This is a genomic window from Ruegeria sp. CF8 (assembly GCF_056537285.1).
Genome location: NZ_JBQFRG010000006.1, coordinates 289,602 through 306,582 on the forward strand (window position 1 = coordinate 289,602; position 16,981 = coordinate 306,582).

The 16,981-nt window shown below is 56.8% G+C and carries 19 protein-coding genes and 1 tRNA gene; 9 read left to right on the forward strand and 11 right to left on the reverse strand.

The features are described 5' to 3' along the window. Positions 1 to 9: 9 nt before the first annotated feature. From ACR0EV_RS15785 to ACR0EV_RS15795, 3 genes are read left to right on the forward strand one after another with little or no spacing between them, the layout of a single operon-like run. Positions 10 to 774 carry a DUF3299 domain-containing protein gene (locus tag ACR0EV_RS15785; RefSeq protein WP_480800951.1) on the forward strand — a complete coding sequence of 255 codons (765 nt, stop codon included), beginning with the start codon at positions 10 to 12 and terminating at the stop codon, positions 772 to 774. Continuing rightward, positions 771 to 1,949, forward strand: a complete 1,179-nt coding sequence (locus tag ACR0EV_RS15790) for a carbohydrate porin (RefSeq protein ID WP_480800952.1) — start codon at positions 771 to 773, stop codon at positions 1,947 to 1,949. The genes ACR0EV_RS15785 and ACR0EV_RS15790 overlap by 4 nt, the downstream gene beginning before the upstream one ends. A gap of 47 nt (positions 1,950 to 1,996) precedes the next feature. Then, positions 1,997 to 3,238, forward strand: coding sequence for a membrane dipeptidase (locus ACR0EV_RS15795; RefSeq protein WP_480800953.1), 1,242 nt, complete (start codon positions 1,997 to 1,999; stop codon positions 3,236 to 3,238). A gap of 71 nt (positions 3,239 to 3,309) precedes the next feature. On the opposite strand, the gene ACR0EV_RS15800 is transcribed toward ACR0EV_RS15795, so the two are convergent. Further along, positions 3,310 to 3,385, reverse strand: a tRNA-Val gene (locus tag ACR0EV_RS15800). Positions 3,386 to 3,692: 307 nt separating this feature from the next. On the opposite strand from ACR0EV_RS15800, the gene modA reads away from it, so the two are divergent. From modA to modC, 3 genes are read left to right on the forward strand one after another with little or no spacing between them, the layout of a single operon-like run. Next, positions 3,693 to 4,472: a molybdate ABC transporter substrate-binding protein gene (gene modA, locus ACR0EV_RS15805; RefSeq protein ID WP_480800954.1), complete on the forward strand. Its 780-nt coding sequence runs from the start codon at positions 3,693 to 3,695 to the stop codon at positions 4,470 to 4,472. Between the two features lie 5 nt (positions 4,473 to 4,477). After that, positions 4,478 to 5,170, forward strand: a complete 693-nt coding sequence (modB, locus tag ACR0EV_RS15810; RefSeq protein ID WP_480800955.1) for a molybdate ABC transporter permease subunit — start codon at positions 4,478 to 4,480, stop codon at positions 5,168 to 5,170. Next, positions 5,167 to 6,267, forward strand: a complete 1,101-nt coding sequence (gene modC / locus ACR0EV_RS15815) for a molybdenum ABC transporter ATP-binding protein (protein ID WP_480800956.1) — start codon at positions 5,167 to 5,169, stop codon at positions 6,265 to 6,267. Before modB ends, modC begins: the two co-directional genes overlap by 4 nt. Before the next feature lie 2 nt (positions 6,268 to 6,269). On the opposite strand, the gene ACR0EV_RS15820 is transcribed toward modC, so the two are convergent. Together ACR0EV_RS15820 and ACR0EV_RS15825 are read right to left on the reverse strand one after the other, a co-directional pair. Next, on the reverse strand, positions 6,270 to 7,196 hold the full coding sequence (locus ACR0EV_RS15820; RefSeq protein WP_480800957.1) for a Hint domain-containing protein: 927 nt from the start codon (positions 7,194 to 7,196) through the stop codon (positions 6,270 to 6,272). Continuing rightward, positions 7,197 to 7,709, reverse strand: a complete 513-nt coding sequence (locus ACR0EV_RS15825) for a toxin-activating lysine-acyltransferase (protein ID WP_480800958.1) — start codon at positions 7,707 to 7,709, stop codon at positions 7,197 to 7,199. 184 nt (positions 7,710 to 7,893) lie between these two features. On the opposite strand from ACR0EV_RS15825, the gene ACR0EV_RS15830 reads away from it, so the two are divergent. After that, positions 7,894 to 8,301, forward strand: a complete 408-nt coding sequence (locus tag ACR0EV_RS15830; RefSeq protein WP_480800959.1) for a hypothetical protein — start codon at positions 7,894 to 7,896, stop codon at positions 8,299 to 8,301. Positions 8,302 to 8,304: 3 nt separating this feature from the next. On the opposite strand, the gene hemF is transcribed toward ACR0EV_RS15830, so the two are convergent. The 4 genes from hemF to clpS are packed head-to-tail and all read right to left on the reverse strand — an operon-like array spanning position 8,305 to position 11,385. Next, entirely contained in the window at positions 8,305 to 9,189 is an 885-nt protein-coding gene (hemF, locus tag ACR0EV_RS15835; RefSeq protein WP_480800960.1) for an oxygen-dependent coproporphyrinogen oxidase, read from the reverse strand. Positions 9,190 to 9,194: 5 nt separating this feature from the next. After that, positions 9,195 to 9,995, reverse strand: a complete 801-nt coding sequence (locus ACR0EV_RS15840; protein WP_171184216.1) for an SDR family NAD(P)-dependent oxidoreductase — start codon at positions 9,993 to 9,995, stop codon at positions 9,195 to 9,197. Positions 9,996 to 10,031: 36 nt separating this feature from the next. Beyond that, the gene (locus ACR0EV_RS15845) at positions 10,032 to 10,997 is read right to left on the reverse strand and encodes a class I SAM-dependent methyltransferase (protein ID WP_480800961.1); all 966 of its coding nucleotides are present in this window, start codon (positions 10,995 to 10,997) and stop codon (positions 10,032 to 10,034) included. A 46-nt stretch (positions 10,998 to 11,043) separates the two neighbouring features. Continuing rightward, complete coding sequence (clpS, locus tag ACR0EV_RS15850) at positions 11,044 to 11,385, reverse strand: ATP-dependent Clp protease adapter ClpS (RefSeq protein ID WP_171093379.1); 342 nt, start codon at positions 11,383 to 11,385, stop codon at positions 11,044 to 11,046. 93 nt (positions 11,386 to 11,478) lie between these two features. Here clpS and ACR0EV_RS15855 point away from each other — a divergent pair, with 93 nt between their 5' ends. Further along, entirely contained in the window at positions 11,479 to 12,180 is a 702-nt protein-coding gene (locus tag ACR0EV_RS15855; protein WP_480800962.1) for an HAD family hydrolase, read from the forward strand. Positions 12,181 to 12,460: 280 nt separating this feature from the next. Beyond that, positions 12,461 to 13,849: a D-alanyl-D-alanine carboxypeptidase family protein gene (locus ACR0EV_RS15860; RefSeq protein ID WP_171676883.1), complete on the forward strand. Its 1,389-nt coding sequence runs from the start codon at positions 12,461 to 12,463 to the stop codon at positions 13,847 to 13,849. Between the two features lie 88 nt (positions 13,850 to 13,937). Here the strand turns inward: ACR0EV_RS15860 and ACR0EV_RS15865 are convergent, their stop codons facing one another. The 4 genes from ACR0EV_RS15865 to ACR0EV_RS15880 form a co-directional block, all read right to left on the reverse strand. Further along, a complete protein-coding gene (locus ACR0EV_RS15865) occupies positions 13,938 to 14,699 on the reverse strand; it encodes a LamB/YcsF family protein (protein WP_480800963.1) in 762 nt (253 codons plus the stop codon). A gap of 12 nt (positions 14,700 to 14,711) precedes the next feature. After that, positions 14,712 to 15,710 carry a 5-oxoprolinase subunit C family protein gene (locus ACR0EV_RS15870; protein ID WP_480800964.1) on the reverse strand — a complete coding sequence of 333 codons (999 nt, stop codon included), beginning with the start codon at positions 15,708 to 15,710 and terminating at the stop codon, positions 14,712 to 14,714. Beyond that, complete coding sequence (locus ACR0EV_RS15875; protein WP_480800965.1) at positions 15,707 to 16,456, reverse strand: 5-oxoprolinase subunit B family protein; 750 nt, start codon at positions 16,454 to 16,456, stop codon at positions 15,707 to 15,709. The genes ACR0EV_RS15870 and ACR0EV_RS15875 overlap by 4 nt, the downstream gene beginning before the upstream one ends. 237 nt (positions 16,457 to 16,693) lie before the next feature. Further along, positions 16,694 to 16,981: hypothetical protein (locus ACR0EV_RS15880; protein ID WP_480800966.1), on the reverse strand; the 288-nt coding region annotated here is incomplete at its 5' end.

Consider the following 16,981-nt stretch of genomic DNA (forward strand, 5'->3'; position numbering starts at 1 on the left):
AGGGTGTTCATGCGCAATTGGTTACGATCCACAATAGTCGCAGGGTTGGTTTGGTGTGGTCCTCCCGCGTTGGCCGCGAATGGGGTTGCGTTGGACTGGGCGGACCTTCCAGACCCATCCGCGCAAATCTTTGAAGATCCTTATCGCGATCTCAGCCCGGAACAGTTCGACGATGTTCTGTTTGTTGTACGACTGCGCGGCAGGCTGCAGCAGGATAGCGGCAGCGAAGAAGAACGGCAGAAATGGCAAGAACTGCTGGCTGCGACAGAGGACGCTTTGGCCGCAGAGGACATTGATATCGACTGGCTACTCGATCAGCGGGAGGTCGTGACAGAACGCCGAAGAAAAGCAGCAACGGATGGAAATCCGCAACATAACGGCCAGACCGTCACACTGGCCGGCTTTGCCATTCCAGCCCCAAGCGATCCCGACGGGCGACCTGTGGCCTATTTGGTGCCAGAGCGCGGGATGTGCAGTCACATGCCTCCGCCCCCTCCTAATCAGATGATCCGTGTTCGGTTGAACGACGATTGGACACCTAGTTATTATCATGAACCGGTAAGACTGACGGGCAGGCTGACAATTGACCCGTCCGTTCACAGCATGATGGTCGTGGATGGCCTGATGCCCATGAGCGCGACATTCCAACTGGAAACGGACAGTGTTGAGACCCTCGAAACGCAGGCGGACAGGTTGGAGTGGAAACAGCGTGCCGCTGATCGCATCCGTGCTGCAGGTGATCGCAAGACGGGCGGGGCAAGAGCATCCGAATGATAAGAAACCTGCTTATTGCCTTGGTCATTTCATCCGCGGGCACGGCCTCGGCCCAAGGACTGTCCGGACCTTCTTCGGTTCAAGCTGACCTGCAGCCCGGCGATGGATTGACTGACCCGCAATATCGTTCGGATTTTCCGCGCAACGTAGCCGCGGGTTGGTTTACGTGGAAAGACCGATTGGCCGAGGACGGGTTTCGCTTCAACATTGATTACTTGGCGCTTGGCCAAACCACGAATGCTGATCTGGGAACCGGTGAAGCGGCCGGTGGGATTGCACGATTCTATGGCAGTTGGCAGGCAACCGAGCGTGGCTCTGTGACATTCAAGATCGAACAGCGGCACAGTTACACCGACGTTGCTCCCCAATTTCTCGGGCTTGATGGTGGCGCCCTTTCGATCACGGGGACAGCGTTCAACGATAGCGGTTTGTTACTCACCAACCTGTTTTGGACCCAACGGGCAGAGAACGGTTCGTGGACGCTGCAAGTGGGGCAGATCGATGTCACGGACTTCGTGGACATCTATGGGTTGGTCAGTCCTTACAGCGGATTCCAGAACCTGTCCTTCAACACCAACCCGACGATCAATACACCCAATCAAGGATTGGGGATCGCGGGTGGGGTTAAGCTAAGCGAAAACTTCTACGCTGTTGCGAGCGTGTCGGACGCAAACGCCGACCCGTCTGATCCAAATTTTGATGTGTTCAGCGATGGTAACCTCTTCAAATCACTCGAACTTGGGTACACGTCCGACTTTGATCGTATCTATTTCGACAATATCCATTTGACCCTCTGGCATGCGGATGCGGCTGATGATGGCAGCCGAGCGGAAGACTATGGCGCTGCATTTTCTGCGGCATGGTTTGTCGACAATAAGTGGATGCCGTTCTTTCGGGCGGGGGCCTCAAAAGGAACCGCCGCGCTTTATGATCGCTCGATCTCTGCCGGTCTGGGATATTACGGTCGCAATACCGATTTGGCTGGTGTTGGCCTGAACTGGGCCGAAGCCAGGGGCATAGACGGGACACAGTTCACGCTTGAAGCTTTCTACCGTTTTTCAATCTCACCAGGGTTGCAGATCACACCATCACTGCAGTTCATTTCCAACCCGCTGCTGAACCCCACTCAGGACAACATCACACTGTTCGGCCTAAGAACCCGGATCGTTTTCTGAGGGGGCGTCATGCGGTGGCAAAACAACTCAACTGAGGAGGCTCTGTCATGAAGACCCTGTTGGCCGTAAGCGCCATAGCGATCACTTTTGGTGGCGCGTTACATGCGAGCGAGGAAAGCAAGACGTGGGAGGCGTCAGAAGAAGCGAAGCAGTTTGTGCAGGATACAATTGTCCTTGGCATGTTGGCGAGCCCCTATGGCACTGGCTGGACCGAAGACGAGCAACTTCATACTTATTTCGCGCGTGCGCGGGAAAACGGTATCACCGGGCATGAGATGACGCTGGCTGCTGCGGATATGTCTTTCGACACCTTTCTTGATCAACATTACCACTTTCGCGCCGCCATGGCGCAGCAACCGGAAAACTATCTCATCGTGAATGAAACCCGCGATATTGAGGCTGCCCACATACAGGGCAAGACGGCGGTGATTTGGAACAGCCAAACGGCCACGATTCTGGACGGCGATCTAAGGAAGATGGCAGTGCTGAAGGATATGGGGATCAAAAGTATGATCCTGGCTTACAATGACATTTTCCGGACTGGATCGGGGCAGTTGGCTGCATATAACGGGCGCGACATTGGATTAACCCCTTGGGGGAAGTCAGTCATCGACGAAATGGTACGGTTCGGCATTCTACTGGACCTAAGCCACACCGGGTCCAAAACGGCAAACGACGCCATGGATTACATGGACGCGAACTATCCCGGTGTGCCCTATGTTTACACGCACTCGGTTCCTGCAGGGCTGTATGCAAATGGACCTAATGCGACGCCAAAAGGGTGTTACCGGGCCATTCCCGACGATGAGGCGCTGCGCGCGGCCAAGTCCGGTGGCTACGTTTCTCCGACGTTCACCGAGTGGATGATGGATGGTGTCTGGCCCGAGGATATTTCACCCAAGCAGGCCGCTGATATGATCGACTATTATGTCCAGCTTGTAGGTGTCGACCATGTTGGGATCGCAACGGATGACATGTTCTCGCTCGAACTGGTCGTACAATGGGCGACCGCAAACGCGAGTATGTACGACGATGGCGGCTATATGATCGACGCCTTCAACAAAGGAGCGACCGGTAACGGCGAACTGGCCAAAATCCTTGCGGCGATTACCGATGACCTATGGGCCCGTGGCTATTCAAACGAGGACCTTGCAAAGATTTACGGCGGCAACAAGATGCGGGTTTATGCGCAAGTTTGGGAGGGCAAGCCACCCGAACAGTTTCTGAAGGAATACCCTGAGCGTCTGCGTCTGAGGCAAGAACTGCGTGATGGGTTCTATTCGAGATAGGTTTTCAAGACATGCAACAGCGGAGCTAGGCCCCGAGGGGTATGTCTGTGTCGAAGTTTTTCTGGAAAGAATGGTGGGTGATGAGAGACTCGAACTCCCGACATCTTCGGTGTAAACGAAGCGCTCTACCAACTGAGCTAATCACCCGTGACGCTGCATGTAGCCAAGCCTGCGGGCGGGTGCAAGAGGGTCTGAGAGATTTTCTTGAATTCTATACTTTGACCGATCCGTGTTGCCCTGTTCGTCTGGAGTTCCGAACAACGAATAATCCCGCGCTGTCGCAAATCTGAATATGTGCGGTGTGATGATGGTCATGTCTAATCGACGCCTTGGCCCTTTTGGACTTTCTGCAACGCAGCGGCACCGATCTCGCTAATTTCTCAAAGGCGCTTGCGTGGGGGCTGTACCCTCCGATATTCCCGAAGGGACTGAAATTTTCCGGTCGGGAGTGTACATGACCCTAACCTTCACCCGCCGTTTCTGGATGGTGGCATTGGTCTTAGGTGTATTGGCGTTCGCGCCAGTCCGCGCCGGGGCTGAAGGTGTTTTGGTTTTTGCAGCAGCGAGTCTGAAGACAGCGCTGGACGAGGTTGCTGAAAGCTATGAAACGGAAACGGGGCACCGTGTCACGGTTTCTTACGCGGCCTCGTCAGTGCTGGCGCGCCAAATTCAGCAGGGCGCACCTGCGGACGTGTTCATCTCGGCGAACCCTGACTGGATGGACATACTGGAGCAGGACGGTTTTATCCGGGCGAATTCGCGGGTGGATTTGCTGGGCAATGGTCTAGTTGTGATTGGTGCGACAGGTCGAGAAAGTTGGGGAGAGATCCAACCTGGTCACGACCTAAAGGCCGAATTGAACGGCGGTTTTCTGGCGATGGCTCTGGTTGATGCCGTGCCAGCCGGTATCTACGGAAAAGCTGCATTGCAAAGCCTGAACCAATGGGACGCGTTACAGGACCATGTTGCGCAAACCGATAACGTTCGTGCAGCTCTGGCGCTGGTGGCGGCAGGGGCTGCGCCCTTGGGTATTGTGTATCGATCAGACGCACAGGTGGAAACGCGGGTCAGTGTTTTGGCGACCATTCCCGACGACCTGCATCCTGAGATCATATATCCTGCGGCCGTCACATCATCTGCACAGGGTGGAGCACAGGCCTTTCTGGACCATCTACGCAGCGATGCGGCGTTGTCCGTTTTTCAGGAGCAGGGATTTTCCCTGCCGGGCGGGTGATCCTCGTGGACTGGTTAGGCCCTGCCGAAATTGAAGCGTTAAAGCTGTCTCTGCGCGTCTCGTTCTGGGCGACGCTGGCGACATTGCCGTTTGGGATATTCGTAGCCTACGCGCTGGCCCGCTGGCGGTTTCCCGGCCGTCAGGTGTTGAATGGTCTGGTGCATTTGCCCCTGATCCTGCCACCTGTCGTCACGGGGTATCTGTTGTTGCTGACATTTGGCATTCAAGGACCGCTTGGGCGTGTTCTGGCAGAGTTCGGGATCGTTGTCGCGTTTCGTTGGACCGGGGCTGCGCTGGCCGCCGGGATCATGGCCTTCCCGTTGATGGTACGGGCCATACGGTTGTCGATCGAAGCGGTGGATCCAAAACTGGAACAGGCGGGGGCCACGCTGGGGGCGTCACGCCCGATGGTGTTTCTGACCGTGACCTTGCCGATGATCCTTCCGGGGGTCATTGCCGGCGCAATTCTTGCCTTTGCCAAGGCAATGGGCGAGTTCGGTGCCACCATCACCTTTGTGTCCAACATTCCCGGACAGACTCAAACGCTTCCGTCCGCGGTCTATGCATTCCTGCAGGTGCCGGGCGGAGAGGCGGCGGCAACGCGACTGGTCCTTATCTCAATCGTTATCGCAATGAGCGCGCTTCTTTTGTCAGAATACGTCGGACGGCGCGCTGCTGCACGGGTGGCCGGGTCATGAGCCTTTCTGTTCGGTTACAACATCGTTTGCCGGATCTCGATCTGGATGTCCGATTTGATGCGCCGCCCGGCGTGACAGTCTTGTTTGGGCGGTCGGGCTCGGGCAAAACAACTATCGTCAACGCAGTGGCCGGGCTGCTGCGACCTGAGGCGGGCCGTGTGGCGGTCGAGGATTGGGTCTTGTTCGACACTGATCGCGGACAATGGCTGCCGCCGCACCGTCGGCGATTGGGGTATATCTTTCAGGAAGGGCGGCTGTTTCCCCATCTGACCGTACGGCAAAATCTGGCTTACGGTCGCTGGTTTGCTCCGAAAAAAGCGCAACGGGAAGATCCTGAGAAGGTGATTGATATGCTGGGCATTGGTCACCTTCTGGATCGCCGTCCAGCTGGGTTGTCTGGGGGTGAGAAGCAACGTGTGGCCATTGGGCGGGCGCTGCTGGCAAACCCGCGCCTTATTCTTGCAGACGAACCTCTGGCCGCGCTGGACGAGGCACGGAAAGCAGAAATTCTGCCGTATTTCGAGCGTCTTAGGGATGAGGTGTCGGTTCCTATTCTCTATGTAACCCACTCGGCGGCTGAAGTTGCGCGTCTGGCGACCTCGGTTGTTGCACTTCAAGACGGAAAAGCCGTGCGTCATGGGCCCGCTTCCGAGGTTTTAGCCGATCCTTCGGTGGCCCCCGCAGGGGTTCGCGCAGTTGGGGCTGTTTTGGAAGTTCAGGTCGTTCACCACCACACTGACGGGCTGACTGAGTTAAATGCCAACGGCGCACGATTGTTCCTGCCGCGCATTGCGCATGACGTCGGAGCGCAATTGCGCATCCGCATCCCGGCGCAAGAGGTCATATTGTCAAACCAAAAGCCCGAAGGGCTTTCTGCGCTGAACGTGCTCAGCGGTACGGTGGCCTCGATCCGATCGGGCGAGGGGCCCGGTGCAATTGTCTCCGTCACGACCCCGGCAGGAAGTGTTCTGGCCCGCGTCACACGTCGATCAGTGGCGGCACTGAACTTGCAGGTGGGCAGCCCATGTCACGCGGTTATCAAGACGGTTGCCCTGGCTCCGCAGGATGTTGGCGGTCGTATCGCGACGGGCCAGTAATCTCAGGCAAGCGCGCGCGCCTCATGTTCTCGCAGGATCAAACGCGCGGCGCGGCCAAACCCGGTGTGGCCCGAGGATGGCCGGTCCGGAAAGATTGCAGCAAGCTCCCGAAGTGCGTCGGAGGACAGCGTGTAAAGCGCTTCTTCCCCCAGAAACAGGCTTTCAGCTTGCGCCCCTTCCGCATTCAGAATTTCGTGCCGATCCAGCAAGATATGCAGGTACTCTACCTCCTCCACCGAGGAATCCACATAAATGCCCGGCCAGCCGCATAGATGTTTTGCAGCCACCAGCGCCTCTGCAGCACCGAACAGCAAATCCACCTTTGGGCCTTTCACTAGGATACGATGCTGTTGCGAAACCAGAAGATCCCGGCACGGTGTGTTCGGCCCCAGACTTCCTGCCGAGATTCGAACCGGCTGCATTGCAGGTTCAGCGCATAATCGTTCGGGCGCAAGCACACTGCTTTCAATCCAGCGAATAGGTTGCAGCCCGTGATCTGCGGTTGCCACCATGTGGCCCACGCGCAGTGTTTCAATGGCCTGTGGGCCGTCCTCGGTCTCGATCAAGGTACCGGCTGCAAAGCATACACCTTCGATCCTGATCGTGACCGCCACCGGATCCGGGTCGTTGGAAAACGGCACGGTGAACGGCCCTAGCTGCGTGGTGCCCGTAACGCTGATAAAGAAAGTATCGAAAACGACCTGCCCGTTGTCCAGATTGTCAAAAAAGGCTGGGTCTACCGTATAAGTCCACTCACCTGTGTTCGGGTCGATCGAGGCGGTGCCGTTGGCGGGCTGCGTTGCAATGGTCCAAGTCTGGGTCGTTGGTGTAAATGTGCCATTGTCCAGTGTCGGTTGCCCCATCGCTACGTTGGGTGGGGAACCGGTCACGTCGCCGGTCAATTCGCCTGTGATTGTAACCGAGACCACTTATTCTTCGCCTTGCTGCAACACCTGTTCAAATTCTCTTTTTCGATACAGACGCATATGGACCTCGCCTGCCTGATCCCGAGTCCATTCGACAATCCGGTTTCGCGTCATGTCGCTGTCCATCCGGTTTGTCCGCACACGCGGGTGTGGGATTTCTTGCTTGAGGATATCAACAATCTGGCTCGTCTGTCCAAAAGGGGCCACCAGATCGACGATCCAAAAGGAAGGCCCACCGGTAAAATCCTCTTCCTTCAACGGTTTTTCCTGCACTGCATAGCGGTACTCGGCGTCGGGGCTGAGCCCGGCAAAGGTGACAAAGCCGCGGGGAAACCCGTTTTGCCGAAAGATATGATACTGACCAAGGCGGAACGGTGTCTCGAACGCATACAGCACCTGTGCAAGGGTGCGTTTCTGATGTGTTTTTGTAAGACCCGCCAGATAGAACATTGCGCCAAGGTCAGCGTATTTCTCGGGCGGGAAATCGAACCAGTCCTTTGGAAAGCTCTTGCTCACAGGATCGCCATTATATGATGCAAACCAAAACCTTAGGTTTAGTGTAACGTCTATGCACAAGAAGGGTAGCAAAATTTCCCTGTACCACCCCAGGCGTCGTTGAAGTCGGGTGGCACTACTTTACTCAGAGACCGCTGCCGCTATGTTCGAACTATAAATGCTCAATTTTCGGGATGCTGAAATTATGCGACTTGTAAAGGTTTTCGCCCCAGCTGCGCTTGTTGTGGTGCCCGCGATGGCCGACGCGGTAGGGTTCGGACTGAACGTCAGGCCGCAATTTCGAACCGAAATTACAGCGCTTCCCGATGGGGTCTATGAGGTCAAGGCACTTGGATCGTCAGCGCCCGTAAATTACTGGTGCGGGATTGGCGACTATGCGATTCGCACGCTGGGCGTTCCAAATTCGCAGCGTATTTACATCTGGCGTGCTTATGAACGGGGCGTTAGAACCGTACAATTTTCGCTGACACCACCTCCGGGTGCAGATACCAACCCGGGTTATTCGATCACGGTCAGCCGGGTTGGTGAAAACATGTCTGCGTCGTCGGCACAGAACTACTGCTACGACAATTTCATCATGGATACGTTCTAAGCGTCAGACCCACTTTGCCAACGGTGGTAGGCTCATAAGAACCGCATCTGGGTCGTGCCCGGTTTCCAGCCCGAATTTAGTGCCCCGGTCATAGACTAGGTTGTATTCCGCATACAGACCGCGATGCACGAGTTGGGTGTTCTTGTCCCCGTCCGAAAAACCCTGAACGCGCCGTTTTTCAACCAGCGGCAGGAAGGCGGGCAGGAAGGCACGACCGATATCCTGTGTCAGGGCAAAGTCGGACTGCCAGTCGCCGGTGCAGTAGTCGTCCATAAAGATCCCACCCACGCCTCGTGCACGCTTGCGGTGGGGAATGTAGAAATACTTATCTGCCCAGTCTTTCAGGCGCGGATAATGCGCGACGCCATGCGGATCCAGATGGGACTTTTGGGTGGCGTGGAAATGGCGTGTGTCATCATCATACTCGATGCACGGGTTCAGGTCCGATCCGCCACCGAACCACCAGGCGTGTGGGGTCCAGAACATGCGAGTGTTCATGTGCACCGCAGGGACATGAGGGTTTTGCATATGCGCCACCAGGCTGATTCCCGAGGCCCAGAAGCGAGGATCCTCGGTCATCCCGGGGATGCCCTTGCGCGCCGCCATCGCGTGCTGCGCGCGTTCACCCAATGTGCCGTAAACAGTTGAAACGTTGACGCCAACTTTCTCGAACACGCGACCGCCACGCATCACGGACATCAGCCCGCCCCCTGCATCCGAGCCATCCTCAGATTGGCGTTTGGTTTCCTTGACTTCGAACCGGCCGGGTTTTGCATCGGAAAACGGGCCAGAGTCGTGGCTGTCCTCCAGCGTTTCAAACGCAGAGACAATATCGTCGCGCAGTTGCCGAAACCAGGCGGAGGCAGTGGATTTTTCTGTATCGAACATGTGTCTTAGTGGGCTGGGGCAGCTACGGGGTCAAGCAATGTACGCCCGCCGTCGATTGTCAGGATCTGGCCTGTAATGAAACCGGCTGCATCGGACGCCAGAAACTGCGCGGTTTCGGTCAGCTCTGTCGCCGAAGCGATACGGGCCAGCGGTGTGTGTTTTTCGATATCGTCCCGAAAGTCCCGATTTTCCTTGAGGGTCGATTGTAGCGATGCGCTCATGACCGAGCCCAGTGCGATCGAGTTGACCCGAATACGGTTCGGAGCAAGCGCAACTGCAAGGGATCGGGTCATTTGATCCAGCGCCGCGGTCGACACGGAATAGGCCATCAGGTCGGGATGTGTCCGGCGGGCTGCGATGGACGACAAGTTGATGATCGACCCGGCAAGGTTTTCCTCGTCCCCATCCGCCTGTTTGATCATGCGTTTCGCAACCAATTGGCTCAGCCGCAGGGCCGGCATCAAATTCTGGTTCAGCAGGGTGCGTACTGAGTCGTCATCAGGGTCTAATGGGTCCGAAGGGATCACTTGCCGCGCACCATTGATCAGGATGTCCACCTGATCAAAGGCATCCAAAGTGGCCGATAGCAGATTTGCTATGGTCAGTTTTTCGCGCAGATCGCCTGCGAAATAGCGGATATTTCCGTCTTCTGCCTGCTCTCCCAATTCATCGACCAGGCGCTTTTCGTCCATGTCGGCGAACATGACATTTGCACCTGCATCCGCGAAATGGCGTCCGATAGCCAGCCCGATGCCATTGGCTCCGCCCGTTACGATTGCTGTCTTGCCTGCGATGGAAAAGGACATCCGAATCCTCCTGAATTGGGGGCAGGTTAACGAGCCTTAACGCCGAGGGCGAGAGGCCTGAAGCACCTTGAACCGGTTGTCTCCGGCAATTTCAGTGACCTGAGCGAAATGTTCGTTCAGCGTGGTTTCGTAGGGCAGGTGGCGATTGGCAACCATCCAAAGGGTTCCGTTGCGGGTCAGATTGCGTGCGGCTGAGATGATGAACCCCTGACCCAGAGCCGGATCCGCGCTGCGCGAGGTGTGAAACGGGGGGTTCATGACGACGGTGTCGATGGGTTCGGGTGCAGTCCAAGAGACGGCATCGGCCCAATAGAACTGAGCCCTTGGGTCAGGAGCGTTTTTGCGCGCGCATGTCAGAGCGGTCTGATCCGCCTCTACCAGATGCAAAGACTTGACGTCATTGCGCTTCAATACGTCTGCGGACAAAAACCCCCAACCAGCGCCCAGATCAGCCACGCGAGCCCCAAGTTTGGAAGGCAGAGACTTCAATAACATGGCCGAGGCAGGGTCGATCCCATCAGCCGAAAACACCCCCGGCGCTGTATGAAAACCGCCGACCATCTGCGCCGAAGGCGCGGCCCAGTCTTCGAAAGCAGAAGCATCTGCCTGAAACCAGAAAATCTTGCCATGTGCTTTGGACAGGGGGCCCTCGACATCAACCCTTTTGCGCACATCTTTCAATATGCTGTCCACCCCGTCGGTCTTGGCACCATCGACCACGACAACCCCGGCGGCCCGCGAACAAGCGCGCTGGATCGTCGCGCGCGCCAGCGCCTTGGCGCGTGGCAAAAACACGATGGCGTCCTGACAGGGTGCGTCTGCTTCGGGCACCGTGTCAAAGCCTTGCGCCGCAAAATGATCGTGAAAGGGCTTGAACGGCTGTACCACCTGCGCGTCAGTAGGAAGCGCTGACAGATCGTGGTCTGGCACCGGGCCGATCACGGTCAGCGGTTGCGACAGCGACAAGCCGTTTTGCAAAGCAAGTTCCAGGCGAGGGGACATGGGCAATTCCGGCAGAGAAAGGAAAGGGCGCGACAGGCGGTGCGCCTTATTCTTCGCGTTCCATGGTGCATTGCAGTGGGTGCTGGTGCCTGCGGGCAAAATCCATCACCTGGCCAACTTTGGTCTCGGCAATCTCATGGCTGAAGACGCCGACAACGGCCACGCCCTTTTTGTGAACGGTCAGCATGATTTCGAACGCTTGGGCGTGGGTCATGCCAAAAAAACGCTCCAGCACGTGCACGACAAATTCCATCGGCGTGTAATCGTCGTTCAGCAACAGCACCTTGTACAGGGGCGGACGCTTGGTTTTTGGGCGCGTCTGCAGCAGGACTGACGCGTCTCCGTCGTCGTCCGGTGTGTCAGACATCATCCAGGTCTTTTCCAGCATCGTGTGTAACTGTCCGATTCAGGCTTGGGGTTTATCTTGGCGCTTATATAACGTGGGCATCGCCGGTGAAAAGAGCAAGCGGACGTAAATAAGATGACGGAAAAACTGACGACAATCGGGTTTGATGCAGATGACACCCTTTGGCACAACGAACGGTTTTTCCAGCTGACGCAGGCCCATTTTGCTGAATTGCTGGCGGATCACGCTGACCGGGATCACCTGATGGAGCGTCTTCTGGCCGCCGAAAAACGCAACATTCGTCACTATGGGTATGGGATAAAGGGATTCGTTCTGTCGATGATCGAAACCGCCATCGAAGTGACAGAAGACCGTGTTCCGGCCTCGGTTATTCGGCAATTGATCGAAGCCGGGCAAGAGATGCTGGCACATCCGATAGAGCTGTTGCCGCATGCCCGTGATGCGATTGAGAGCGTGTCCGACGCGTACCGGGTCATACTCATCACCAAAGGCGACCTGATCGATCAAGAGCGTAAACTGGCCCAATCCGGGCTGGGCGATTTGTTCGACGGGGTCGAGATTGTGTCGGAAAAGACCGCAGAAACTTATCAGACGATTTTCGAATCCCACGGGGATGGTCCGGCGTCTGCGATGATGGTCGGCAATTCCATGCGCTCGGATGTGGTGGCTCCGATTCAGGCCGGATGCTGGGGGGTTTATGTGCCACACGGTCTGGTGTGGGAGGTTGAGCACGCTGAAGCCCCGGTTGACAGCCCGCGATTCCGTGAGCTGCGCGATTTGGGCGACTTGGCCGATCTGGTGTGCAGTTTGAGGTGATGTTGCCTTTTGGCCGCAGTCCCGGAAAAACCTTGTCGTGCTCCGGCAAAGCGATGCCACAATCGCGCATTTGGTGGGTTTGCGCGATTGGTTTATCTACATATAGCGCTTTGTAGCGCATATGACGAAATCGCGAAAAGCGCAGCTTTCAGTTTCTTTTATGCCCCCCCTGTGTTAGCCTTTAACGCAATAAAATATATTTTGCCGACCGGGAAAACCCGGCGGCGCGAGGCAGACAGAGGCAAAGATCGTGCAGATTCGGCGGACAGTTCCGGCCCGAATGGGCTTATTCCTTATAGCGATGCTATGTGCGCTGGCGTTTGCGCCACTCAAGCCCATGGCAGCACCCTACGCGGCAATGGTTATTGACGCCCGCACCGGTGAGGTTTTGCATTCGCGCAATGCCGACACGCGGCTGCATCCGGCATCGCTGACCAAGATGATGACGCTTTATATTGCGTTCGAAGCGGTGCGAAACGGTGAGATCACGCTGGATACCCCTGTGCGGATCACCAAGAAAGCTGCGGCCGAGCCGCCGTCTAAGCTGGGCCTGCGGACAGGACAGACGATTGCCTTCCGGTATCTGATCCGAGCGTCTGCGGTGAAATCAGCCAATGACGCGGCAACCGCTATCGGTATCGCCATCAGCGGGTCCGAGGCAGCTTTTGCGCGTCGTATGACCCGCACGGCCAAAGCCATGGGGATGAGCCGCACGACCTTCAAGAACGCGCATGGCCTGACCGAGTCGGGGCATTTGTCTACCGCGCGTGACATGACCACGCTGGGACGGCACCTACTGTATGATTACCCGCAGTATTATAACTTGTTCTCACGTCAATCGACACATGCCGGGATCAAGACCGTGCCGAACACCAACCGTCGCCTGTTGGCTGCGTACAAAGGGGCAGATGGCATCAAAACCGGGTATACCCGCGCTGCGGGGTTCAACCTGGTGGCGTCAGCCAAGCGCAAAAATGAACGGATTATCGCGACCGTCTTTGGTGGAAAGTCAGGCGCCTCGCGGAATGCCAAAGTGGCCGAGCTTTTGGATCTGGGTTTCCGTCGTGCCCCGTCGCGTGCACCTATTCGCAAACCAGCACGCCCGGCTTATGCGGGCAATGCAGGACTGGGCACGCAGGTTGCACGCCTGAGCGGGCCACCCAAAACCAGCCTGCGTCCTGTTGTGCGCCCGAGCGCTTCGACGCAGGTTGCAAATGCAGTGGCAGCGACAGCAGATCAGAATCGCGACCGGATCACCAATGGTATCGCAGCGGCAATCGCTCAGGCAGATATCGCGTCGACCACCACGCCTGAGCAAGCAACGGGCACCCGCCCGGCGCAACGCCCGTCCGATCTGGTGCTGGCCTCGACCGAAACGGCGAAGCAACCCGAGCCCGAGCAGGAGGTCGTCACCCGGCTTTCTTCGTCTGGCGGGCATCTGTGGGGCGTCAATGTGGGGCGTTACACCACACGGTATGAGGCCGAGAAGGTTCTGCTGAAAACTGCGCTGTCAGAAATGACGACGCTGGAGGGCACACTGCGTAAGGTGAACCAAAGCTCGCGCGGGTTTGACGCAACTTTTCAGGGCATGACCCGCGAGCAGGCCGATCTGGCGTGTCGCCGATTGCAGGCCCGCAATGTGACCTGTTTCATGATCGGACCATCATAAGGTTCGGCAAATACTCTCCTGTTGGGTCTGGGCTGTGGTTCGCCACAGCCCTTTTTTCATGACAACGTAGCACTAAAGGTGCGTCAGGTTATCGGACGAACTTCGTCACCTCGACGCCACCGCCGATCAGGCTTTCCCTGACGGAACGGGCGATTTGAACCGCCGTTGGTCCGTCCCCATGCAGACAAATCGTGTCGATGGACGTCTCCAGCCGTTTGCCGCTTTCCGTAATTATCGAGCCTTCGCGGACCATGTTCAGAATGCGTGGACCGGCCACATCAGCATCATGGATCACGGCACCGGGCAGGCTGCGGTCGACCAAGGTGCCATCGTCGTTATAGGCGCGGTCGGCAAAGATTTCGCCCACCCATTTGCAGCCAAGTTCGCGCACGGCGTCTTCCTGCTTTGTAACCGCGAGCACCATGACAATAATATCGGGGTCCACGTCCAAAGCGCCCTGATAGCAGGCTCGCGCCATATCAACATCGACCGAGCACATATTGGCCAGCGCGCCGTGCAGCTTGAGATGCCTCACTTTGGTGCCGACCGCCTTGGCCATGCCCATCGCGGCACCCAGTTGATACCGGACCAGATTGCGCAATGCGTCATGGGGGACTTTCATGTTCCGACGACCAAAGCCTTGCAGGTCAGGAAAACCGGGATGTGCACCAATGCCCACATCGTTTTCGGCTGCCAATTGCATCGTCGTCGCCATCACATCCGGGTCGCCCGCATGAAATCCACAGGCGATGTTGGCAGAGGTGATGATTTTCAACAGGCTTTCGTCATCACCCATCTTCCAGGGGCCAAAGCTTTCCCCCATATCAGCGTTCAGATCGACGCTTGGCATTGGCACATCTCCTTAGTCGGTGGCAGAGATTACTCCGCTGATCAATTGGTAGGACAACAGGTCCTGTATGTCATGCGGGTCACGGACCAGAGGTTCGACCCGTGAAGGCAGGCGCGCAAGATCTGACAGGAAGGCTGCTTGCAACGCGTTGGCCTCTTCCATGCTGACAAATTCGAAATGGATGGAACCGCCCGCAGGTGTCTGTGCCGCACGGGGCATATCGCAGGGCAAAACGGTTGCGATACGAGGATAGCCGCCAGTGGTCTGGCACTCTGGCAGCAGAATGAACGGATCCCCAGTCCCGGTCATTTGAATATCGCCTGGAGTGATCACCTCGGACAATATGTTCAACTGGCCCGATGCCGCGAACCCGTCGCCGTCACTGTCCACTTGCATCCCCATCCGGTTTGCGCGTGCACCGCGTCGGAATTTGGTCGCTGCAAACCGATCCAGCGTCGCCTGATCGAACAGCGGTGTTTGAAAGCTGGCCACCACACGCAACGTGCCACCTGAAAACCGATCAGCGGGCTGCAGTTTCAACCCGCTCTTTCCCGCATGAGGGCCACAGCTCAGCCTATCGCCCTGTTGTATCGCCTGACCGATCCGCGCCGTTAAATGCGCCGCCCGCGATCCCAGAAAAACCTCGGACTCTATTCCACCCCCTAAATGAAGATAGCCGTAATTCCCTTTCACAGCGGCCCCGATGACCAGTCTTTGTCCGGCGGCCAAGTGATGGGATGCATTCCAGGCCACAGGGCTCCCATCAACGGTCGCTTGCATTGGCGCACCGGTTAAAGCGACGTGCATATCTTGCGTGGCTTCGAATTCGCCTCCCATTCCGGCCATTTCCAGCGCCGCAAGGTCCGGGCTCTGCCCCAGTAACGCAGCCCCTTCATGCAAGGCGAATATGTCGGCAGCACCAGAGCGGGACAAACCTTGATCCAGATACCCGACGCGCCCTTGATCTTGTATCGTGCAAGAGGGGCCGACCCGATGGACGATCAGGCTCATGGCGCGATTTCCTCGCAGGTGGCACCGCCGCTGCCGTCTGTATTGTTCGCGCGGATATGTTCTAATTCATCGCGAGATACAGGTGTGAACACCAACTCGTCTCCGGGACTAAGGGGGAAGGTTTCGGACATTTCCGGGCGAAAGCATCGAAAGGCTGTTTGCCCGACATGTCGCCACCCGGTTGGTGTCGGACCCGAAAACAGGACAAATTGTGAGATGGCCAGAACCAATGCGCCTTCGGGCACCATCGGGGTCAGGTTTTGAAGCCGGGGAATATTGAACTCGGGTCCCAGTGGCCCAAGGTAGGGCTGCCCGGGTGCAAACCCGATTGTCAGAACCCGCACCCTCGATTGACCCAGGCGACGTTTTGCCTCTTCCGGTGTCAACCCGGCGGCGGCGGCGGCATCGTTCAGTTGTGGCGCCAGTTCGGTTCCGTAAACCGTCGGTACACGCCAAAGTTTGCGACCCGTGGGAAGCTGCGTGTTGTACCAGTCTTTTTGGCTCACAAGTTGCTGAAGCCTGTCCAGCATCTGCTTGTGTGAAATGCGCTGTGTGTCGAAACGCACAAAAGCAGAACCCAAAGACGCGGAAGACTCAGTGACCTCATCCCAATTCAGATGATCCACTTCAGATCGAAATGCCAGAGCTGCACGGTTAGCGTCGTCGGACATACTTTCTGCAAAAGTTACGAGCGCTCCGTCAAACCCAACGGTTCTGACCAAAGGAAACTGAAGGTGGCGGGCCATACCGATCCTGCGTTTGTGCCGACAACATATTAGGGGAACCAGACCTCATCCGAAAAAGATGTGCAAGACGGGTCTTGGTGCTGTTTGGCTGGATACGAGTGAGATGTATGCGGGTCTTGTGTATCCGCCTGATCGTTTTTCGATTCTTTTGGTCAAGAAGCTTCAGGATTTGATGGAATCTCCGACTCGATTATCGGGTTTGAGTCGCGCCGACTTGTGTCGCGACACGTCTGATGCTCAATATGTTGTGTTGAGCTCGTTCTTTCGAGTCAGTTCAGAGGGGGGCTGCTGAAGGGAAGTAACTTTTCGACGCCCGTTCCCTCTTCTCTTCATCAGTCTAACCGGTTGATTTTGTTTAGGTATTTGGGTGTTTTCAAAAAACTTTTGGTTTTTTGTTTTTTTGGGTTGCGGGTTTTGGGAGTAAACCTTAGAACCCCCTTCACCGGCGCTGCTGAGGCGGTTGTTGGGACGCTGCGGCAGCGGCGGAGACACATCGGAGAGACGGTGGGCATCTTGGGAATGAGT